Source organism: Paraburkholderia caledonica NBRC 102488, assembly GCF_000685095.1.
Lineage (GTDB): Bacteria > Pseudomonadota > Gammaproteobacteria > Burkholderiales > Burkholderiaceae > Paraburkholderia > Paraburkholderia caledonica.
This window is the reverse complement of sequence record NZ_BAYE01000002.1, coordinates 548432-569856: the sequence shown is the minus strand read 5'-3', so window position 1 is coordinate 569856 and position 21425 is coordinate 548432. Positions and strand designations below refer to the sequence as shown.

13 protein-coding genes and 1 pseudogene are annotated in these 21425 nt (G+C 63.4%); 4 read left to right on the top strand and 10 right to left on the bottom strand.

Annotated features, from left to right (window positions below; genetic code table 11):
• The first annotated feature begins 6 nt into the window (after positions 1 to 6).
• Together BCA01S_RS06450 and BCA01S_RS38980 are read left to right on the top strand one after the other, a co-directional pair.
• Complete coding sequence (locus BCA01S_RS06450) at positions 7 to 1467, top strand: efflux transporter outer membrane subunit (protein WP_027776225.1); 1461 nt, start codon at positions 7 to 9, stop codon at positions 1465 to 1467.
• 439 nt (positions 1468 to 1906) lie between these two features.
• The gene (locus BCA01S_RS38980; RefSeq protein ID WP_027776224.1) at positions 1907 to 2167 is read left to right on the top strand and encodes a hypothetical protein; all 261 of its coding nucleotides are present in this window, start codon (positions 1907 to 1909) and stop codon (positions 2165 to 2167) included.
• A gap of 31 nt (positions 2168 to 2198) precedes the next feature.
• Here the strand turns inward: BCA01S_RS38980 and BCA01S_RS06440 are convergent, their stop codons facing one another.
• The 6 genes from BCA01S_RS06440 to BCA01S_RS06415 form a co-directional block, all read right to left on the bottom strand.
• Positions 2199 to 4718 carry a beta-galactosidase gene (locus BCA01S_RS06440; protein WP_027776223.1) on the bottom strand — a complete coding sequence of 840 codons (2520 nt, stop codon included), beginning with the start codon at positions 4716 to 4718 and terminating at the stop codon, positions 2199 to 2201.
• The gene (locus BCA01S_RS06435; protein WP_027776222.1) at positions 4715 to 6688 is read right to left on the bottom strand and encodes a beta-galactosidase; all 1974 of its coding nucleotides are present in this window, start codon (positions 6686 to 6688) and stop codon (positions 4715 to 4717) included. The genes BCA01S_RS06440 and BCA01S_RS06435 overlap by 4 nt, the downstream gene beginning before the upstream one ends.
• Before the next feature lie 68 nt (positions 6689 to 6756).
• Positions 6757 to 7608 carry a carbohydrate ABC transporter permease gene (locus BCA01S_RS06430; RefSeq protein ID WP_027776221.1) on the bottom strand — a complete coding sequence of 284 codons (852 nt, stop codon included), beginning with the start codon at positions 7606 to 7608 and terminating at the stop codon, positions 6757 to 6759.
• A gap of 38 nt (positions 7609 to 7646) precedes the next feature.
• Positions 7647 to 8549, bottom strand: coding sequence for a carbohydrate ABC transporter permease (locus tag BCA01S_RS06425; protein ID WP_027776220.1), 903 nt, complete (start codon positions 8547 to 8549; stop codon positions 7647 to 7649).
• A 138-nt stretch (positions 8550 to 8687) separates the two neighbouring features.
• Positions 8688 to 9971 carry an ABC transporter substrate-binding protein gene (locus BCA01S_RS06420; protein WP_020067662.1) on the bottom strand — a complete coding sequence of 428 codons (1284 nt, stop codon included), beginning with the start codon at positions 9969 to 9971 and terminating at the stop codon, positions 8688 to 8690.
• A gap of 136 nt (positions 9972 to 10107) precedes the next feature.
• Complete coding sequence (locus tag BCA01S_RS06415) at positions 10108 to 11253, bottom strand: ABC transporter ATP-binding protein (RefSeq protein ID WP_027776218.1); 1146 nt, start codon at positions 11251 to 11253, stop codon at positions 10108 to 10110.
• A gap of 214 nt (positions 11254 to 11467) precedes the next feature.
• On the opposite strand from BCA01S_RS06415, the gene BCA01S_RS06410 reads away from it, so the two are divergent.
• Positions 11468 to 12472, top strand: a complete 1005-nt coding sequence (locus tag BCA01S_RS06410; RefSeq protein ID WP_027776217.1) for a LacI family DNA-binding transcriptional regulator — start codon at positions 11468 to 11470, stop codon at positions 12470 to 12472.
• Positions 12473 to 12818: 346 nt separating this feature from the next.
• On the opposite strand, the gene dsdA is transcribed toward BCA01S_RS06410, so the two are convergent.
• From dsdA to BCA01S_RS34620, 4 genes and pseudogenes are all read right to left on the bottom strand, one after another.
• Positions 12819 to 14180, bottom strand: coding sequence for a D-serine ammonia-lyase (gene dsdA / locus BCA01S_RS06405; RefSeq protein WP_042318038.1), 1362 nt, complete (start codon positions 14178 to 14180; stop codon positions 12819 to 12821).
• Between the two features lie 6 nt (positions 14181 to 14186).
• A complete protein-coding gene (locus tag BCA01S_RS06400; RefSeq protein WP_027776215.1) occupies positions 14187 to 15728 on the bottom strand; it encodes an amidase in 1542 nt (513 codons plus the stop codon).
• Between the two features lie 89 nt (positions 15729 to 15817).
• The gene (locus BCA01S_RS06395) at positions 15818 to 16744 is read right to left on the bottom strand and encodes a LysR substrate-binding domain-containing protein (protein WP_027776214.1); all 927 of its coding nucleotides are present in this window, start codon (positions 16742 to 16744) and stop codon (positions 15818 to 15820) included.
• Between the two features lie 61 nt (positions 16745 to 16805).
• A pseudogene (locus BCA01S_RS34620) lies at positions 16806 to 18043 on the bottom strand (MFS transporter).
• A gap of 329 nt (positions 18044 to 18372) precedes the next feature.
• On the opposite strand from BCA01S_RS34620, the gene BCA01S_RS06385 reads away from it, so the two are divergent.
• Positions 18373 to 21306, top strand: coding sequence for a bifunctional diguanylate cyclase/phosphodiesterase (locus tag BCA01S_RS06385; protein WP_027776213.1), 2934 nt, complete (start codon positions 18373 to 18375; stop codon positions 21304 to 21306).
• The last annotated feature ends 119 nt before the right edge of the window (positions 21307 to 21425 follow it).

The following is a 21425-nucleotide window of genomic DNA, read 5'->3' as shown; positions in this document are numbered from 1 at the left end:
ACGCTCATGCTACCCAAACATCTTCTCGCCGCGCTCATCGCTGCCAGCCTCTCGGCGGGCTGCGCTGTCGGTCCCGACTATAGCCGGCCCGATGTAGCCATGCCGGACCATTTTCTGGGCCAGGCCGCGGTAGATCACCGTCAGGCGGCCGCGAGTGCAGACTTGGTCACGTGGTGGACGGGTTTCGGCGATCCGCAGCTTGCACAATTCATTACGCTCGCGCTGGAGCAGAACCTGGACCTCGCGCAAGCCGCCGCGCGCGTCTCGCAGGCGCGCGCGGGACTCGGGGCAGCGAATGCGGCGCTGCTGCCTTCTGGCAATGTCAGCGGCCAGGCGGCCCGGATCTACCAGTCGGTTGAAACTCCGCTGGGACGTGTCCTGAATTCAACGGCCGGTTTCGATCGCTACGGCAACGACTACGAAGCCAATGTCAGCGCGAGCTGGGAACTGGATGTGTTTGGCGGCCTGCGCCGCGGGCGGGAAGCAGCCCTTGCCGACTATCAGGCTTCAGAGGCGGGCGAAGCGGCCACGCGCCTGGCTGTGGCAGCACAGACTGCCGACATCTACATCACCATTCGCGGATTACAGGCTCGTCTGCAGGTGGCCCGCAAGCAGTTGCAAACGCAGCAGGATTTGCTCTCGACCATCAACCTTTTGTACGGAAAGGGGCTGGCGGCCGATCTTCAGGTGAGCCAGGCCGAAGGCGCGCTGGCGCAGGTGAAGGCATCCATCCCGGTGCTGGAGGCCGGTCTCGATGCGGCCATGAACGCGCTGGACGTGATGCTGGGTGCACAGCCCGGCACGTATCGGGCGGAGCTCCTCGAGGGCGGCGATATCCCGGCCGCTCCGCGAATCGCAGGAACCGGATCGCCAGGCGAGTTGCTCAGGCGTCGCCCCGATCTGATCGTGGCCGAGCGGCGCCTCGCTGCATCGAACGCGCGTATAGGCGTGGCAATCGCTGAGTATTACCCCAAGCTGTCGCTCAGAGGACTGATTGGAAGCGCCACCTCTGTGGCCAGCGGAAACCTGTTCAGTAGCGGCGCCAGTCAGGCCGCTGGTGTGCTGGGTCTGCGCTGGCGTCTGTTCGACTTCGGCCGCATCAATGCCCAGATCAATGAAGCCAAAGGTCAGGACGCCGAGTTGCTCGCCGCATACCGGCTTGCCGCATTGCACGCAACGGAGGACGTCGAGAATTCTTTCTCTGCACTCGTGAAGCGCGAGGAGCAGGCTGCCGTTCTCGCGCAGGGTGTGAGCTCGCTCGGCCGGGCGCGAGCCGCCTCGTTTGCGGCTTATCAAAAAGGTGTCGTCAGCCTGATTGAGGTCCTGCAGGCCGACGACAACCTGCTACGCGCCTCGGATGCGCGGGTCCAGGCGCAAACGGAATCAGCGCGCGCAGCCGTCGCCGCGTTCAAGGCGCTCGGAGGAGGGTGGCAACCTACCGATTCTGGGGCCGTTGCAAGCCGATAGGCTCACCGCTCCCGGCCGGCTGCAGTGGGCCTTTCGGTTGCAGAGGCTTTCTCCGATAGTCAAGCTCGACGTTTTGTTTTCGGCGCCTGGAGATGCGCAGTGCGCACGACGCGCAAGTGATTGTCCGTCGATAACTGGGATTTTGCTGATGCAGACGAGCCTGTCGCGCTGCACGCCTGGTACGCCGGTCTCCCTTCGCGAGACGCAGTCGGCCGCTATCTGCCGAGGAACGCAGAGGACAGGCGTTCGATGCAGGTGTGTCGGGCCAGATCCGGCGCGCGCTCAACGCGACGATCTGGCCGCGCTGCTGCACCATCGCCGTCGGCGAACGCGTGCGCCACGCGAAGCGGTTGCGCTGGCGATCAAGGCCCTGCGACACTCGCAACCACCCGAACCAGAGATCCCCGACCCCGTTTAACGGTGGTTTCCGGCGAGGTCAGTGCGCGCGTTGCACTCGAAGGCGATCGTCACGCTGGCCGATCTCACGGTGAGCATTCCTGATCTTGGCGCGATCAGCGCAAAGCGGACCGAGGTGTTCTTCACCGCCCATCCAGCGCTGACGGAGCGGGCGAGGGCGCTCATTGCGACCAGCAACCGTGGCAGCATCGTGCCGTGGGAGAGTCTGCGTCTGCCGCACGAGGTGGACGGCTCCGCAGGGAGGTACCGGGCGCCCTCTCGCGACCTGCACGCTCGACGCTAGCAACGAGCGACCGACGCCTTCGCACCCGGTTTCATCCAACGTCGCGCGAGGGCGGAATCGGCGCCAGAATCACTTCGTACTCGGGCTCCCACGTCACGCTGTCCAGTTCGGCGATCTGCTCGCCGCTGCCTGGACGCGGATCATGACGAGGAGCGAGATAGATTGGCGCATCGGCGCGCAGCGGCAGAATGGTCAGCATGAGCGGCGCGTCCGGATCGATCGCCACATTGCGCACGCCGATCCGCCACGGCAAACCGTTGTAGAAGTGGTCGTCGATCAGTTGCGTCCCGCCGAAAAGGCGCGCCACGTCGCCGCGATAGCGGATCGTCAGGTAAGCGTTGCCCAGACCATGCGCGTCGAGCGCGTCGAGAGGCACATCGATACGCCAGGCTGCGGTCTTGCCGAACGTTTCCGGCAACGGCGCGACAGCGGCGTTGGCCGTGCCGCCGCGCATGACGGGCGGCACGGTTTGCGACGCGCGAAGCGGCGTGACGCGCACGTCGAATGCCGAATGCGGAACGTGCACACGCAAACGCTGGAACATGCCTTGGCTCGATGCGTCGATGTTTGCGTGATCCACCTGTAATGCGGACGGCAACTGAAGCAGCGGCGGATAGACATCGACATCGAACGCCGAAGCACTTTTCGAGCGCAGCACGAGATGGCCGTCGCGTTCGAAAGCAAACGCGTCGCTCAATATGAGTCTGCGCCGGCCGTCGAACTGCAACACGCTCAGTCTCTCCGCGTCCTTTCGCAATAGCGTGACGAAGACGAGGCGCGCGCCGCCGCGATCCGTGACGACGAACGCCGCGCCGTTGTGCGACCGCACGACGAGCACGCCGGCGGCTTCATGCTGGCTAAACGCCGGCTCGCCGCGAGGCGCGGGCGTCATACTGCTTTCCAGCGCGGCGATCGTCGCTACGCTGTGGGAGTCGAACGCGAACTCGGGCGCGACGCCATCGGTGGCCGCGAACACATGAACATCGCCATCGTCGCCCGATATCTGCGTCACCGGCTGTGCGGTCGCGTAACGCAACCGCACGCTGCCGAATCGCAAGCCGATCGGCCAGATGAACGATGTGCCTGGCACAATGTCGACGGGCTCCGCAGGCAACGCGACGCTGTCGCTCGCAAGCTTCACCGAGAAACGCATGCCTCGATGTGCTGGCATCGCATGTTCGCGGACGTGATTGTTGAAGAACAGGAACCCCTGGTCGCCGTTCGCGCGTACGGCGAAGCGCGGCGTCGCAAGGTCGGAGGGACCGTGCGACACGATGTCGGGTGCATACACATTACATGGCGCAAGCACTGCGCCCCACTGCCTGAGGAAGAGGTGAATCGGCCGCAGCTTGCCGAGCACTTCGCGCGCCTCGCCATTCGCGCCGAACGGAGCCTGGAAGTCGTAATTGACGATGGGCACGTCGTTGTAGCCGCCGCTCGCGGTCGATTCCTGGCCGTCCATGTCGCCGGGCGGATTGCGTCCGCCGTGCAGCATGTAATAGCCGTACAGGTTGACCCCCGAGCCGAGCTGCACGGGCAGCATCGCGGCGATGTCGTCGGCGTCGAGGACCGGCCGCCGCCGGTACATTGCGGGCACGCCGCCGCCGAACTCCGCGCCGAGAAAGGGTGTTTCGTGCGCGACGGCGTCGGCGTCGCCCGGCGCGTCGCTGTGCGTCTGAGCGCCGAGATCGCCACCCACCCGGCTGGCGAAGCGGAATCCATAGACCTCGTTCGGCGGCGATATGTGCGGCGACACGCCCCACGGTAGATCGGGATAGCCGCCGAACACAGGCGCGACTTCGCCGCGCGGAAAGACCGCGTTGTCCCAGCCCGTCACCGTGTACAGCGGCACGTCGAGCCCCGCATCGCGCGCGAGGCGCTTGAGCGTCGCGATGTGCGCGGGCCCCTGCTGCGGGCCGCTCAGGTTGTACTCGTTCTCGAGCTGGATGCCGATGACAGGGCCGCCGTCCTTCCATAACAGGCCGTGCAGCTGCGCGGCGATCTGCGAGAAAAGTCTTGCCACGTAGTGCAGATAAAGCGGGTTGTCGCCGCGCGTGGGCATCTGATCGACGACCCAGCCAGGTAGCCCGCCGTAGCGAACCTCCGCATGCACCCACGGCCCTACACGAATCAACGCGAGCAGATCACGCTTCGCGCATGTTTCGACGAAGCGTCGCAAGTCGAGGCGTTCGCTCCAGTCGAAAGTGCCCGCGCGCGGCTCGTGATGGCGCCACACGACATACGACGCGACGATATCGACGCCAGCCGCCTTTATCTTGAGAAGCGTGTCGTCCCATTGACTGGCCGGCAGCCGCGCGTAGTGAATCTCGCCCATCACCGGCAGCCACGGCTCGCCGTCGCGCGTTAGATAGCGACTGTTGATGCCGATGGTGCTGCCGTCGGGCGAGGTCGACGTACCGACGCGCAGCGTGTGATGCAACGGCGCAGTGGCGGGCGCGCTGGCGTCGATGCTCAGCGTGAGCGTTGCATGGCCGCCGGCCGCGCTGCCGGTGTTTGCGTCGGCGTCGGCGTGAGCGGTCACGCTCATCATGCCTGCGTCCACACGCACACGTCCGCGGTGCCGAGCGTGCGGCTGCCCAGCACGAAGCGGGCGTTTGCCGGTGCAGGCGCTTCGACGGCTTGCGCGCCGAAGTTGAACGCGAAAGTCAGCGGGCCGCGCCTGCGAATGCGCACGCCTTCGGGCAGGTGAACGGGATTCAGCGACGCATCGCGTGCCGCCGCTTCGAGCAACGCGCGATGCAACGGCGGATCGAACCATGCGCTCGCGTAGCGGACGCGATCGCGCGCGACGACAGCCGGCCAGCCGTCGTCGAAGCGCGCCAGCACTTCGACGCCGTCGCGCGTTTCCAGATGCTCGCGCCAATGCAGTGCGATCCCGGACACGCCGCCGAGCGTGGTGGATGGTTGCAGACTCGGGCGCAAGGAGTCGACCTCCAGCACCTTGAACGGCAGCAGCGTCTGCAACGGTCCCGGCGGCAGTTCGGAAGGAATCGCGAAGTCGAGTGTCTTCGAGCCGGTACGCGGTCCGATCACCCACTGCGCGCCCGAGCGGCGAATCGTGTCGACGAAGCCGGGCGGCAAGACCGCGAGCCCCGGCACGACAATCAGCGCGTAGCCTTCCAGGTCCGTGTGCGCCGATACGATATCGACGTCCAGCGACATCTCGCGCAAGGTCCGGTAGTACTCGAAGGCGAGCGTCTGATAGTCAAAGTCTTTGGCGTGGCGCTGGATCTCGAACATCCATTGCGTCTCGTAGTCGAACACGAGAGCGACGGGTGCGCGGCCCGCCGGCCCGCTTTGCGCGAGTGCCGAGAGTTCCGCAGACTTCCCGATTTCCTGCGCCGCACGCGCCACCTCGCGACCGCCGGGCGACGGCGTGTTGTCGGGCAGGTGCAGGCCCGAATGCATCTGCTCCTGCGCGAACGGCGCCTGACGCCAGCGGAAATACGACACCAGTTCCGCGCCGTGCGCGAACGCTTCGTAGGCCCATAGCCGCACCATGCCGGGCGCGGGCACGGGATTCCACGGCGCCCAGTTCACCGGTCCCGCTTCCTGCTCCATCACCCAGAAACGGCCGTGGCCGATGCCGCGATAGCGGTCGTGATCGAACGCCGATACGTCGGGATGTCCGGTGCGCGCATAGCGGGCCTTGTCGGTTTCCGCGAGCGCAATGACTTCGGTGCGGGCGATTGGGTAACTGTCCCACGTCGCCACGTCGATGCTGCCGTTCGAGGCGAAGCGGTAGTGATCGAAGGTGGTGAAGAAGCCCATGAAGTTGTGCAGCACGTCTGCATGCGGCGCGTGCCGCCGCACTACCTCGGCCTGTTCCCGATGAAAGCTCGTCACCTCGTCGGACATGAAACGGCGGAAGTCCAGCAGATGAACCGGGTTCGCGTCCGTCGGCGTGAGGTTCGGCAATTCGATCGACTCGAACGACGGATACTCCATGCTCCAGAACACGTTGCCCCAGCGCGTGTTCAGTTCGCCGACGGTCTCGTAGCGGCGCGCGAGCCATCCGCGAAACCGCTGGCGAGCCGAGTTCGAATAGCTCGGCACGGTCTCGTGACAGCCAAGTTCGTTATCCGTCTGCCACGCGACGACGGCCGGATGTGCGCCGTAGCGCGCGGCCATTGCTTCGGTGATGCGCACGCATTCGCGCCGGTACGGCTCGCTGCAAATGTCGTAGTGACGGCGCGAACCGTATTTCCATGTCGTGCCGTCGGCGCGCACCGGCAGCATGTCGGGAATCGCTTCGACGAGCCACTTCGGCGGCGACGCCGTCGGCGTGCCGAGCACGATTTTGAGGCCCGCGCCGGCCAGCGTGTCGATCGCCCGGTCGAGCCATGCCCATTCATAGACGCCCGCGCGCGGCTCCATGCGGCTCCATGCGAATTCGGCGATACGCACGTGCGTGATGCCCATGTCGACCATGCGTCGCGCGTCGTCGGCCCACATCGTGTCGGGCCATTGTTCGGGGTAGTAGCAAACACCCAGTTGCATTGTCGTAATCTCCAGAGATCGGTGTTGTGCCGCGCTGCGCTTGCACGCGGTCTACGATGAGTGACCGCTCAGCCCTTGCTGGCGCCGAAAGTGAGTCCGGCAACGAAGTGCTTCTGCATCGCGAAGAACATCAGCACCGACGGCAGCGCGGCCAGCACCGAGCCCGCCGCGACCAGGTTCCAGGCGGTCGTCCATTGGCCTTTGAGCGCGGCGACGCCGACGGTGATCGGCGCAGCGTCGTCGCCTTGCGTGAGGCACAGCGCCCAGAAATAGTCGTTCCAGACGAAGGTGAAGACGAGAATGCCGAGGGCCGCGAGGGCGGGGCGGATCAGCGGCAAGACGATGCGCGCGTAGATGGTCCATTCGCTTGCGCCTTCTACGCGCGCGGCCTCGATCAGCTCGAAAGGCAACTGCTTGATGAAGTTGCGTAGAAACAGCGTGCAGAAGCCCGTCTGAAATGCGACATGAAAAATGATGAGCGCCCAGACGGTATTGAACAGGCCCACTTTGAGCGCCATGTCGCGCACGGGAATCATCAGGATCTGCACCGGCACGAAGTTGCCCGCGACGAACGTGAACAGCACGACGATGTTGCCGCGAAAGCGATACGTGGCGAGCGCGAAGCCAGCCATCGACGCGAGCAGGATCGCGCCGAGCACGGACGGCACCGTGATCAGCATGCTGTTGGCGAAGTAGTGCAGCATCGGCGTTTGCGTGAGCGCCGCGCCGTAGTTGTCGATGAGCGCGAAGTGCTTGGGCCAGGTCCAGTAGTCGCCTCGCGACAACTCGTCGGACGAACGGATCGACGTGACGAGGACGGCGAGCATCGGCAGCAGCCACATGAACAGCGCGATGGGCAGCGACGCTTTGTACAGCGCGCGGCTCCACGGTTTCCAGTGTTCGACGGGAAGCGGGTACATGTGAGTCTCCTTTTTCGCTCTATCGGGAAGCGCGCGGCTTAGCGTTCCTCGCGCAGCATGCGGCGCAGATGGAACACGATGTAGACGAGCATGATCGCGAACAGCACGACCGCAATCGACGCCGAATAGCCTTCGCGGTAGTACTTGATGGCCTGGTCGTACATGTAGTACGCGAGGACGGTGGAGCTGTCGAACGGACCACCGCCGCTCATCACCGAAATCAGATCGAAGCTGCGCAATGCGCCGATTACCGTCAGCACGACCGCCATGAAGGTGGCGGGGCGCAGTTGCGGAAGAATCACGTGCCAGAGCAGGCTCCAGCCTTTCGCGCCTTCCATGCGGGCGGCCTCGACGACCTCCGGATTGATGGAGGTCAGGCCCGTCAGATACAGCACCATGCAGTAGGGCGTTTGCGGCCACAGCGCGGCGAAGACGATGCCGAAGGTCACGGTGCGCGGGTCCCCGAGCACGGGAATGCCGTGTCCGACGATCAGCTTGAGCAGACCGAAAGCGGGATCGTAGAACCAGCTGAACACGAGTCCCACCACCACGCCCGACAACACGAACGGCGCGAAGAACAGCGACTTCACCACGCGCATGCCCTTGATCTGCTGGTTCAGATACAACGCGAAAAGCAAGCCGAGCGGCGGAGCGAGCAGGAAGAACACGAGCCAGATCAGGTTGTTCTTCAGCGCGAGATAGAACGTGTCGGTGTGGAACAACTCGACGTAATTCGCAAGACCGATGAAGGTCCTGGGCGTCATGCCGTCCCAGTTGTAGAAGCTGAGCGCGATGCTGGAGAAGATCGGATAGATCACGCAGAGCGCGAACAGCGCACAGCCTGGCAGCAGAAAAAAGAACGCGGCGCGATGGCGGGCGCGGCCCGAGGCGGACGCGCGTCGGCCGCGCGCCGTCGGCAGACGGGCAATGGACGTGGACATGACGAAACCCTCTTTCGATGCAGAAGCGGATCAGCGTGGCGTGGCGCACGATTGCCGGCGAGCCGCGCCGGTGTGAAGCCCTGCGGCGGCGTGGCCGTCTGCATAACGACCACGCCGCACACACTGCCGCCAGCAGACTCAGTTGTGGTAAATGCGCTTGCGCGTCGCTTCGAGACGTGCGAGCAGCGAGTCGAGTTGCGATGGGTCGTTGTAGAACTGCTGCATCGCCTTCATGCCTTCGTCGGCCATTTCTTTCGTCATGTCGCGGTCGTAGAACTGCGCGATGCCGCCGGTCGTGCTGGCGAGCGTCTGGAACCCGACTCGGGAAATCGGATCGGCGGGTTCCGTTGCCTTGCTGTTCGACGGCAACTGGCCCCAGCCGCGCGCGAGGTCCGCGTTGATCTCGGGCGTCTCCATGAAGGCGAGCAGACGGCGCGCGTCAGTCTTGTTCTTCGCTTTTGCGGGGATCAGCAGCACGTTGACCGGGCCGTCTTCCGCCACCGGCACTTTGGGATCGATCACGGGGAAGCGCATGAAGCCGATCTGTCCTTTCACACTCGACGGAAGGCCCGCCGAGAAGAACGTGCCCATCAGCATCATTGCGGCTTTGCCGTTCACGAGGAATGGCCCGATCGAATCGAGGTCGTACGAAAGCGCGTTGTCGATGTAGTAATGGTCGTCCATCAGCGTCTTCCAGGTCGTGTAGACCTTCTTCACGCGCGGATCGGTGTAGGGCACCTCACCTGCCATGAGCTTCTGGTGGAACGCGTTGCCGTTGATGCGCAAGTCCAGATAGTCGAACCACGCGGCGAGCGTCCAGCTATCGCGCGCGGCCACGGCAATCGGCGCGACGCCGCTCGCCTTCAGTTTTTTGCAGGCGTCGAGCAGTTCGTCCCACGTCTTCGGTTCGCTCGAAATGCCCGCTTTCTCGAACAGATCCTTGCGGTAGAAAAAGCCATATGCGTCGTAGCCGAGCGGCGCGGAATACTGCTTGCCAGCGTATGTCGATGCCTGTTTGACGGACGCATACTGCTGGTCCCAGCCGTTCTTCTTCCAGTCGCCCGAGAGATCTTCCAGCAAGCCGCGCTTCGCGTAGTACGCCATGCGCTCGCCGTTGTGCCAGGAGACGACATCGGGAGGATCGGTCGCGAGCCAGCCGCCCATTTGCACCTTGTACGCCTCCTCGGTGATGTACGTCACTTTCAGGTCGACGTCGGGATTCGCTTTCTTGAACTTGTCGAATGCGTCCTGCCACGTCGAGCGCTGATTGCCGCGCGCCGACACGTTGATGTTCAACTGACCGGCGTCGGCTTGCGTCGCGAAACCGCTCAGCACCGTTGCCGAGAGCGCGAGCGCCACCGTGACGGCGCGCGGACTGAATGAGGCAAGCCGTGCAAAGCGGCTCGTGTGCGTAAAGGCCATCGTGTTGTCTCCTGTGACTGCGTTGTCGGCCGCCCGCGTCCGCGAACGGCGGTTGCTGCGAGCCGCGACGGCTCTATGACCGGCTGCGGCGTTTCGCGCGCGACAAGGCCTAATGCGAGCCTTGCGCGCCGCATTCTCATGCCGTCTGTAGCGCGACGGCTTGCGCGTTGCCGACGATGGTCCGGTGCAGCGCAATGCCGTCTTCGTCGAACAGGTGACACGCATTGGCGGGCAGATGCAGTGCGAGCCGCTCGCCGGTGCGCACATGCAGGTCGCCGGGCGCTTTCGCGATCAGCGTGCCGCCCGCATGGTCGGCGTGAAGATAGCTATGCTCGCCGAGTTGCTCGGTCAGCAATGCGTTGACGGCGAGCGTCTGCGTGTCGCCGTCGAGCCGCACATGTTCGGGACGAATGCCGAGCGTGACGCGCTGTCCTGGCTTGAGGCGTCTGCCGTCGACCAGCACGCGCAACGCGGTGCCGGCCATGCTGACTTCCACGCTGTCGTCGGCGATGCGCTCGACGACGCCGTCGATAAAGTTCATGCGCGGCGACCCAATGAAGCCTGCAACGAACTTCGAGCGCGGCCGGTGATAAAGCTCCAGCGGCGCACCGATCTGCGCGATGCTGCCCAAGCGCTGCGTTTCCGCGCCTGCGTGCAGCAGAACGATCTTGTCGGCGAGTGTCATCGCTTCGATCTGGTCGTGCGTCACATAGACGACGCTCGCCTGTGCGTAACGCTGATGCAGCCGCGCGATTTCGATACGCGTCTGACCGCGCAGCGCGGCGTCAAGATTCGACAGCGGTTCGTCAAACAGGAACACGCCCGGCTCGCGGACGATCGCGCGGCCGATCGCCACGCGCTGGCGTTGCCCGCCCGACAGTTCACGCGGCTTGCGCGCGAGGAGGGCGTCGAGTTGCAGTACGTGCGCCGCTTCGCGCACCTTGCGGTCGACCTCTGCTTTCGGTGTTTTCGCCAGCTTCAGACCGAAGGCCATGTTTTCGTAGACCGTCATGTGCGGGAACAGCGCGTAACTCTGAAACACCATCGCGACGCCGCGCTCGGCAGCCGGCACGCTGTTCATCGTGCGACCGCCGATGGTCACGTCGCCGTCGGTCTGATCTTCGAGTCCGGCGACGATGCGCAGCAAGGTCGACTTGCCGCAGCCCGAAGGGCCTAGGAACACGCAGAACTCGTGTTCGCCGATCTCGAGGTTCAGGTCGCGAAGGACCGGCGCGTTGCCGCCGAAAGTCTTCTGAATGCCGCGCAGGGAAATGGCCGCCATGATCCGCCCTCCGTTTAAGCGCTTAAAAACGGCGCGACAAAAAACGCCGGAACGCTTGCGGTACGGCGATTTAAGCGGTTAAATTCGGGGATGCGCGGCAGAGTGCCCATGACTGTCTCCTGATCGTTTCGAGAAAAGGTAGCGCAAGCCGGATGCGTCGCGCAACATCTGATGGGCGCTCCCTGAATATGGGAAATTTCCTAATCTTCTGCTTATGGCCACATTGAGTGATGTCGCGCGTCGCGCGAATGTGACGGCGGCGACCGTTTCGAACGTGCTGCGCAATCCCGACAAAGTGCGGCCACAGACGTCCGAGCGGGTGATGCGCGCGATCCGCGAACTGGGCTATCGTCCAAATCTCAATGCCCGCGCGCTAGCGGAGGGCCGTTCGCCAACGCTCGCGCTAATGCTTTCCAGCATCGCCAATCCGTTCTATCCGGAGTTCGTGCTGGCGGCCGAACGCGCCGCGCGTCGCGCCGGCTATTTCCTGATGGTGTGCAACACCGACGACGACGCCGAGACCGGGCGCGCGTACCTCACGCAAATCGCCGGCACGCTTGCCGAAGGTGTGCTCGTGCTGAACACGGACATCGCGATCAACGAACTGTGCGCGTCCGCGGCGGTCGGCGCGCCAATCGTGTTGAGCCTATGGGAGCATCCCGAGGAGTTGCCCGCCTTGCCGTGTGTCGCCGTCGACTTCGCGCATGCGGGCGCGCTGGCGGCGCGTCATCTGCTGGAACTGGGGCACCGCGACATCGGCATGCTGGTGGGAGACGGTTGCGGTGGCTTGCAGGACGCGCGCGCGAACGGTTTCAGATCCGTGATGCGCGATGCGGGCCTCGAACCCGACGACGCCGCCGTGCTGAAGATTCCCGACACGATCGACGCGGGCTTCTCCGCCTGCATCGAATTGATGGAGCGCGAGCCGCATCTGAGCGCGCTGTTCGCGACCAACGATCTGCTGGCCATCGGCGCGTTGCAGGCGCTTGCCACGCTCGGACGCAAGGTGCCCGACGACGTGTCGGTGATCGGCATCACCGATATTCAGTTGGCGCACCAGGTGCGGCCCTCGTTGACGACGGTGGCAATCAACACGCAAGCCATCGCGGAGGCGTCGATCGAGTTGCTGATCCGGCTGATTCATGCGCCGGATGCCGCTGCGCCGCCGCCTTCCGTCGTCGCGCCATTGCCGACGCTGGTGCGCCGGCAGTCGACCTGAGCGCTGAACTCGACGCTGTGACCGGGAGGCGATCGCTTCGAGTTCGCGTGAAGCAACCGGCTCGTCGCGGCATGCGGCGATCTCGCCGGTGTCGAGACCGCACTGATCGGGCGCGCGGCTGACCGGGTGATCCGCCGGGGAACGGTCCGGATGGGTTCTGTCGCTGTAAGGAAAGCGGGTCAAGCAAAGGTGATATGCGAAGGATAGCTTACGAAACCAACGAGTAAAATTGCTGGGTGGCAGACAGCGAAGTTCTGCCCGAACATCTCACCTGTCCTGCGAATTATGCCGTCTTACGGTCATGGTGAGAGGTAGTGGCGGCGCCGGAAACCGCGCCGCCAGATGTCTACGCGCCGTGCAACGCGGCGCGGCCGGTTTGCAGATAAGCCGACATCTGAGCCTCCGGCACCATGCCGCCGCCCGTCGCCCAGATGACGTGCGTCGCGTTGCGCATGGCTGCGTCGTCGAGAGCCATGCGCGCGCGATAGCCTCGCGCTTCTTTCGATACCCGCGCGAAACCCGGCGCGCCCGCAAGCGCGGACGGCTCCAGACGAATGGCCTGAGTGTCCGCCATCAAAGCGAGAAGGGCGTACAACTCGCGGTCGTCGATCGTGTAGTAGCCGTCGATCATCCGCTGCATCGCGCGGCCGACGAAACCCGACGGACGGCCCACCGCGAGGCCGTCGGCCGCCGTCAGGTTGTCGATACCGAAGTCTTGTACTGCGAGCTTCTCGTGCAAACCGGTGAGCACGCCCATCAACATGCATGGCGAGTGCGTCGGCTCCGCAAAGACGCAATGCACTGCATCGCCGAACGCGAGTTTCAGGCCGAACGCGACGCCGCCTGGACCGCCGCCGACACCGCATGGCAAATAGACGAAAAGCGGATGCCCGGCATCGACAGGTACGTTCGCGAGATCGAGCTGACGTTTGAGGCGTTCGCCCGCGACCGCGTAACCCAGAAACAGCGTGGTGGAATTCTCATCGTCGACGAAGTGGCACAGCGGATCGTTCGACGCGAGACGCCGGCCGCTCTCGATCGCTTCGCCGTAGTCGCCCGCATATTCGATGACTGTCACGCCGTGCGCGCGCAGACGGTCTTTCTTCCATTGACGTGCGTCGGCGGACATGTGCACGGTAGTTGTGAAGCCGAGCGTCGCGCTCGCGATGCCGATCGACATGCCCAGGTTACCCGTCGAGCCTACCGCGATGCTGTGCTTGCGAAAAAGCGCGCGGCACGCGTCCGTGGCGAGCATGCGGTAATCGTCGCCTTCATTCAGCAGGCCGTGGCGTATCGCGAGTTGCTCAGCATGAAAGAGCACTTCGTAGATGCCGCCGCGCGCCTTGATCGAACCGGAAACCGGCAGATGACTATCCTGTTTGAGTAGCAAACGACGAGGTGCCTCGACCTCGTAGCGCCTGCTCAATGCGTCCGCGAACAAGGGCACTTCAATCAACGGCGATTCGATGACGCCGCCCGCTTCGCGCACATCGTCGAAAGTCTGCGCGAGCAGCGGCGCGAATCGTTGCAGGCGTGCGCTCGCATCGGCGACATCGGACGCATCGAGCGGAATGTCGCCCATCGCATCGACCAGCGGCGCGACGGCCGGGTTGAACCATTCGACGGGCTGAAGCTCCATGAGCGGCCGCAAGAGCGGATAGTCGCGAAGCCACGCGTCGAGCGGCTTGCCATAAATGGAATCGATCATGTTCGGTCAGACGGCGGACGTTGAAGACGAAGCGGAAGTGTTCGAAGGAGCCACGGCATCGAACACGGGTGGATGCGTGACGATGGACTTGAGATCGACGTCGGATGTGCGCAGTTTCGTGGCATCCGGGATCGGACGGCGCGTTTCATCGGACGACGCGAAGAGCGTTTCGAATGCGCGCGCCGCATCGAGCAACGTGAGATCGCCGCGGAACGCACCAATCATCTGAAGCCCGAACGGCATGCCGCGATGATCGACGCCGCATGGCAAGGACAAGGCCGGGTTTGTCGCGAGCGTCACCACATAGGTCAACGCGAGCCAACGATAGTAGTTTTCCAGTTCGACGCCGTTCACGGACTTCAGATACGGCTGCGTCCAGGGGAACGGAGACACGGGCGTGGTTGGCGACAGGATCAGGTCGTAGCGATCGAACAGCGTCTGGAAGTGGCGGAACAGGCGGGTTTGATCGGCGTGCGCGCGCACGCAATCGGCGAGTCCCATGCCGATGCCCATTTCGTAGTTCGCACGTGGATTCGGCCCGAGCAGTTCAGGATTGGTTTCGTAGGCCTTTTGCAGGCCCGCGACAAAAGCTTCCGCGCGCAGTACGTCGAAGCAGCGGTGCGCGCCTTCGAAATCGACTTCGACCGGCTCGCAAACGGCGACATGGCCGCGCAGGAATTCGATCTTGCGGCGGAACACGGCGCGGATCTCATCATCGACTTCACAGACGCCAAAGTCTTCGGTGTAGCCGATACGCAGCTTCGACAAGTCGGTGAGCGCGCGGCCGTCCATCGTCGGCGCCATCGTGAACGGATAGCCGAGCGGATCGCTGTCCGATTGCCCGACCGTCGCCGCGAGTTGCAGCCACGTGTCTTCGACATTACGTCCCATCGGCCCGACGACAGCAATCGGTGTCCAGCCCAGCGGCTTGCGGTCGCTCGGCACGAGTCCCGGCGATGTGCGCAATCCGACCACACCGCACTTCGCCGCCGGAATGCGCAACGAGCCGCCCGTGTCGGATCCGCTTGCAAGCGGCACCATGTCGAGTGCAAGCGCAGCCGCCGATCCGCCAGACGATCCGCCGGCGTTCAGGCGCGGATCGAACGGGTTGCCTGTCGCGCCCCAAACGGGATTGAAGCTATTGGCGCCAGCGCCCAATTCGGGCACATTCGTCTTGCCGACGACGATCGCACCCGCCGCGCGCAAACGTCGGACGAGCGTGTTGTCGCGTGCGGGCACGTTCGCGCGATAAAGCGGCGAGCCATACGTCGTCAGAATGCCTTCGGTCTCTTCGAGATCCTTGATGGCGATCGGCAGGCCGTGCAGCGGCCCCAGCACGGCGCTACGCGCGAACGCGGCATCGGCGGCGCGCGCTTCGAGGCGAGCGCGCTCGAAGCTCGTTGCGGTGATCGCGTTCACATACGGATTGAGCGATTCGATGCGCGCAATGCAGGCATCGAGCAATTCAACGGCGGAGATTTCGCGCGCCTGCAAGAGCGCACGCAGCGCGACGGCGCTATGACGCGTGAGTTCGTGACGGTCGGTCATCGAGCGATCCTTTGGCAATGATACAAAGAGTGCGCTCAATGTAGACGACGAGAAATTGAGCGGCTAGTGATGTTTATCGAACGCTGACTTTACTTTTGGACAACGCTCGCAGGCGGCGTTAGTTCATCGCTCAAGCGCTCGACGAACGACTGCAGAAGCGGCGGCAATTCGCGCCGCGCGAGCGTTTGTATTTCGATGGCGCGTTCGCTCGTCGCGAACTCGGGCACAGGCAACGCGACCAGTTCCCCCGTCGCGAGACGCGGACGCACGAAGAGTTCGCCGCTGAACGTGACCGCGTCGCTTGCGAGCGTGAAGCCGAGCAGCGTTTCTAGCGTCGCGCTGCTCAGCACGCTCTTGCAAGCTACGCCTTCGCGGCTGCAATAGATATCGATGAGCGTATGCAGCGTCGAATGAGCGCCGGGCAACGCGAGCGGATAGGCAAGCAATTCGCGAAACGAAACCTGCGCCGATGACGCGAGCGGATGCGACGCCGCAACGATCGCGAACATGGGCGAAGGCGCTGAGAACGCGACATGAATGTCCTTCGCGGGACCGAAGCTGAAGGTCAGGCCGACATCGGCTGCGGCTTCGCGGACACGCTGGGTGACGCCCGCGGCGGTATCCACCACGACTTCGAACGATGCGGGCGCGACGGTGCGGCGGAAATCGGCCATTGCGCGCGGCAGGAAAGCTGCCGCGAAACCTTCGGTGCATGCAATGCGAATCCTGCGGGCCGCCTCGCCGCGAAGCGCGTCGATTTCGAGCGAAATCTGTTCGGCGTCCAGTTGCGAGCGCCGCGCATAGGCTGCGAGCATTTCTCCCGCTTTGCTCGGCACCATGCCGCGCGATTGCCGCACGAAGAGCGGCATGCCGAGTTCGCCTTCGAGCCGCGTGATCTGCCGGCTCACCGCCGACGGCACGACGTTCAGCCGATGCGCGGCGTCGGCGATGGACCCGGTGTTGACGACTTCGAGAAAGTATCGGACAGCGGCTTCCTGAAGAATGCGGGCGTTCATGCTGGATCGATGTAGTGACGCGTAGTCCGCATCATAGCGCCCGCACACTGCGATGATGCAATCAGGCTTCCTCAGCGGTCCCGAGACGGCGCGCATCGTTTTCGCTTGCGAGACCGATCGACAGGCTCGTGACCGCCGCGAGCGCCGTCGCCGCGATCAGGAAGCCGAACACGGCGTTGTAGTTGCCCGTCATGGACACGAGCAGCCCAATGACCGCCGGCGCGACGAAACCCGCCACCTGGCCGCCGAAGTTCACCATGCCCGCGCCCGTGCCGATCAGCTTCTGCGGGAGAAACTTCGTGGGCAGCGCGAAGACACCCGCGAATACGAAGGACTTGAAGAAATACACGATCGATTGATATGCGATCACGCCGGTCACGGTTTCGGCCGTATACATCTCGTAGAGGAAAAAGCCGGAGATCACGCAGCACGCGGCCATCAGCCATTTCTCGCGGCCATCGAACCAGCGTGTGAGGATCCAGCCGCCAAGCGCCGTCGAAATGCTCGCGGCGACGAAGGGCAGCGGCGTCAACATGCCGACCGCTTTCAGATCGAGATGACGTTCGGTCAGCAGATACGCGGGCATCCATGCATCCAGACCTTTGTTGACGATGCCCATGCCGAACCACGTGAGCAGGATCTTCCACATCAGCGGCATCTTGAGGAGCGCGCGGGTCGCCGCACCGTCGATGCGTGTGGCACGGCCCGACGCATCGCGCTTCTGATGGGTGTCCTTGACGGCGAACAGGTAGAACAGCGCGAACACGACGCCGGCAATGCCCGCCACGACGAACGCGTGACGCCATCCCAGGTACAGAATGAGAGGCGCGATCGCAAGCGGAGCAATAAAGCTGCCCACGTAGTTCGACGACATCAGCAATGCAGACATTTTCGGGCGATCGGCGCGCGCGCACGATTCGGTGACGCCCTTCACGGCGGCGCCGGGATAACCGCCTTCGCCGAGACCAAAGATAAAGCGGATCGCGATCAGCGAGGCCAGCGACCATGCAAGACCCGTCATCAGCGTGAACAGCGACCAGAATGCCACCGATACGACGATGACCTTTTTGCTGCCCAGCGATCCGCGATCCAGCCGCCGGGTATCTGCATCGCGGCGTAGCTGATATAGAAGGTGCTCATGACGACGCCGAGCGCCGCCGATCCAACGTTGAATTCCTTGCCGATGGCGACGAGCGACAGCGCAATCGCCGCGCGATCTATGTACGAAATGCAGTAGCCGAGATAGAGCAGCGCGAATACCGCGATACTGGCGCGCCTGCTTTTATTGGGGTCGATCATCGTGAGAGTCTGTCTGAGAGGAAAGATCGGGCCCGCTCCGGCTGCACCGAGCGCTCCCACTGCGACTAGTCGGACTGATGCTAGGTAGCCACAAATGCATGGGCAAGTGACATATTCCGAACGCTTGCTTTCCGAAAAATCACGCGTCGCGCATTGATCAGGGAAGGTAACGACCGCGCTCTGAATGGGCCGGAAACGGGTTGGGATAAAGTATCGAGGCCTTGATGCCGTTATCACATAGCGGGTAGGCGAATTGCAAAGGGCACGCGGACCGGGGCCGGTCGCTACCTGATTTAATGCATGCAGAATGAGAGATGCATGGAGCGTTGATGAATATTGTTTCCGGACACCGACGCGACTGGGGAAAAGGTCAGAGCGATAACCAGACCACCGCTGTCGCAAATCCAGAGTCGGACCTGACTACGTCGATAGCGACGACAGCGCGGATCGATACACTGCTTCAAACCTCCGGCGATCGAATGCGCGGGCGGGACTGGGCATGGTATCGCGCGGGAGACAAGCTGCGCCTTGCAGCACATTCCGGGGCCGAAACGGTGTGGCCCGACGCCCTCGCGAACGACGCGTTAGTCCCGTTTTGCGAGTCGCAAGCATTACATTGCTGGCCGACCGGAACCGCCGACAAAGCGCTGGGCTGGCTGCTCGCGCCGCAAAAGGACGCGCACGACGAAGCGCTCGCGGCGTTCGCCAACACATTGGGACTGCAACTGCTTGGCGACGCGCTCGTGCGCGCGCAACACACGCAGCGCGTGCTCCACGAAATCGCGTACCTGGCCAGTTCGACCAGCGAGCGTTCCGCGTTCCTGCATGCCGTTCATCAGCAACTGGCCACGATAATCGATGCAGAGAACTTTTATCTCGCGCTGTATGAACCGGAAAGCAGACGTATCACGTATCCGTATTATGTGGATGTGATCGACGTCGAGGCGCTCGAATCCGAAAGCTATGACATGCTCGATCCGCATCGCTTGTCGCTGACCGCACAGGTCTTGACGACCGGGCAGCCGTTATTGATCGACGCCGCCGGGATTCAGGAGGCGGAAGCGGCAGGCCGCTTCTTTTGCGTTGGAGATCGCCCCGAATTCTGGATGGGCGCGCCGTTGAAGAACGCGTCCGACGAAGTGTTCGGCATGCTCGCCATGCAGGTCTATGACGTATCGCGCATATACAGCGCCGACGACCGGGCGCTGTTTCTCGTGGTCGCGCGTCATGTGGCAATGGCCCTCGATCGCATTCTTCACCGGGCGAACCTCGAAAATATCGTAGCGCGCCGGACATCGGAACTCTCGGAACTGAACGACGCACTTCGGCAGGAAGTCGCCGAGCGAAAACGGGCGGAACATCTGCAAAGTGCGCTTTTCAGTATTGCAGAGTTGTCGAGCGCGTCGGGGGACATGGTCGAGTTTTTCCGCAGTCTGCATCGCATTCTGGGCGAGCTGCTGTACGTGCACAACTTCTATATCGCACTGTATGACGAGGCGACAGCAACGGTTTCTTTCCCCTATTACGTCGATGAACTGGTTGACGAGCAGCCGGCTCCGAGGCGGTATAAACGCGGCTTCACGGAATACGTTATTGCACAGCGTCGACCGTGTCTTTTCAATCGTACCGATGCGGAGCGCCTGATCCGCGACGGCAAGATAGAACTCGACCACGACCACCTGAATCTGCGTTCGTGGTTAGGTGTGCCGCTTTTCGAAGCGGGTAAGGTGCGGGGCATGCTCGCGGTGCAGAGCTATTCGACCGACGTACAGTACACGCCCCGTGACCAGGAGTTGCTGACTTTCGTCTCGCGTCACATCGATACGGCATTGTCGCGACGAAGCGCCGCCGATGCGCTGTATGCCGCGAACCTCGAACTGGAGGCGCGCGTGCAGGAGCGCACTCGAGAACTGGATAGGGCCAACGCGCAACTGTTGCATGAGAACTTCCACGACTCGTTGACCGGGCTGCCCAATCGCAGCCACCTTCTCGAGCGGCTCGACGCGGAATGGATCCGGCATCTGGATTCCGGAAGACGGTTGGTCGTGATGTTCCTCGATCTCGACCGCTTCAAGGTTGTCAACGACAGTCTTGGCCATCATTTCGGCGATCAGCTGCTGGTGTCGGCGGCGAAACGGCTGCGCGACTGCCTGAGCAGAACCGATATGCTCGCGCGTCTCGGGGGAGACGAGTTTGCAATCCTCTCGCCCGAAGCGTCGCTCGAAGCGGCAGTCACCATCGCCGAGCGGATATTGTCGGTGTTCGACCTGCCGTTTCATATCGACGATCACGTCGTTTTCTCGTCATGCAGCATTGGCATCGTGACCGCCGAGCATGAATTCCACAAGGAACCGGCCGACCTGTTGCGCGACGCCGACACGGCCATGTATCGCGCGAAAAACGGTGGCCGCGATAGTTACGTGGTGTTCAATCAGGAGTTGCGTCACGAGGTCTCGGACCGGATGCGGCGCGAAGGCGCACTACGAAATGCGCTTAAACGCGACGACGAACTGATCCCGTTCTTCCAGCCGATCATCTGCACGATCACAGGCCGTCTGACCTCGCTCGAAGCATTGGTACGCTGGCGGCAGCAGGATGGCCGCCTGCTCGCGCCGGGAGAATTCCTGCCGGCGATGGAAGGACTGCGGCTGATCGGCCGGCTCGATCTGTACATGCTCAATTGCGTCGCGGCAATTCTCGCGCAGCCCGCGCATGCCGGCTGGCCTCCCGTCCATGTCAATTGTTCGAGCTACAGCATGACCCGGGCGGAGTTCGCGGGCGACGTACTCGCGCTGCTGCAACAGCACGGCGTCGCACCGTCGCGCGTGCGTCTGGAACTGACTGAAGGCGCGTTGATCGCGGAGCCGGAAGTCGCCCGGCAGACGATGCAGCACCTGACCGACAACGGTGTGTCGGTGGTGCTCGACGACTTCGGCACCGGCTTTTCATCGCTCAGCTATGTGCACCAGTATCACTTCAGTGCGCTGAAAGTCGACAAATCGTTCATCGTCGGCTTGACGTCGAGTCCGCGCACGCGCGTCATCGTCCGGGCGATCGTGCGGATGGCGGAATCGCTCGGTCTGGGCGTGGTGGCCGAAGGTGTCGAAGATGCGGTCGCTCTGGCTGCATTGCGGGACATCGGCGCAACCGAGGCGCAAGGCTACTACATCGGCAGACCCATGCCGCTCGCCGAACTGGCCGAGGCGTTGAGCGCGGGCAAGGCGAGGCAATGGCTCTTACCCGCTGAGCAGCAGGTCAATTGACCGCGCCGCAATAGAGCAGACCGTGTCGAGCCTTCCCGATCCGTTGCCATGACGCGTGGTTGTCACGGCGCATGTCGGCTACAAAGGGGCCGTTGCAGGCGGCGGCAGCGAATTTATTG

Bases quoted from the DNA above. Each gene is read 5' to 3' on its own strand.
- BCA01S_RS06450 (WP_027776225.1), top strand. From the start codon at position 7: ATGCTACCCAAACATCTTCTCGCCGCGCTCATCGCTGCCAGCCTCTCG.
- BCA01S_RS06440 (WP_027776223.1), bottom strand. From the start codon at position 4,718: ATGATGAGCGTGACCGCTCACGCCGACGCCGACGCAAACACCGGCAGC.
- BCA01S_RS06435 (WP_027776222.1), bottom strand. From the start codon at position 6,688: ATGCAACTGGGTGTTTGCTACTACCCCGAACAATGGCCCGACACGATG.
- BCA01S_RS06430 (WP_027776221.1), bottom strand. From the start codon at position 7,608: ATGTACCCGCTTCCCGTCGAACACTGGAAACCGTGGAGCCGCGCGCTG.
- BCA01S_RS06425 (WP_027776220.1), bottom strand. From the start codon at position 8,549: ATGTCCACGTCCATTGCCCGTCTGCCGACGGCGCGCGGCCGACGCGCG.
- BCA01S_RS06420 (WP_020067662.1), bottom strand. From the start codon at position 9,971: ATGGCCTTTACGCACACGAGCCGCTTTGCACGGCTTGCCTCATTCAGT.
- BCA01S_RS06415 (WP_027776218.1), bottom strand. From the start codon at position 11,253: ATGGCGGCCATTTCCCTGCGCGGCATTCAGAAGACTTTCGGCGGCAAC.
- BCA01S_RS06410 (WP_027776217.1), top strand. From the start codon at position 11,468: ATGGCCACATTGAGTGATGTCGCGCGTCGCGCGAATGTGACGGCGGCG.
- dsdA (WP_042318038.1), bottom strand. From the start codon at position 14,180: ATGATCGATTCCATTTATGGCAAGCCGCTCGACGCGTGGCTTCGCGAC.
- BCA01S_RS06400 (WP_027776215.1), bottom strand. From the start codon at position 15,728: ATGACCGACCGTCACGAACTCACGCGTCATAGCGCCGTCGCGCTGCGT.
- BCA01S_RS06395 (WP_027776214.1), bottom strand. From the start codon at position 16,744: ATGAACGCCCGCATTCTTCAGGAAGCCGCTGTCCGATACTTTCTCGAA.
- BCA01S_RS06385 (WP_027776213.1), top strand. From the start codon at position 18,373: ATGAATATTGTTTCCGGACACCGACGCGACTGGGGAAAAGGTCAGAGC.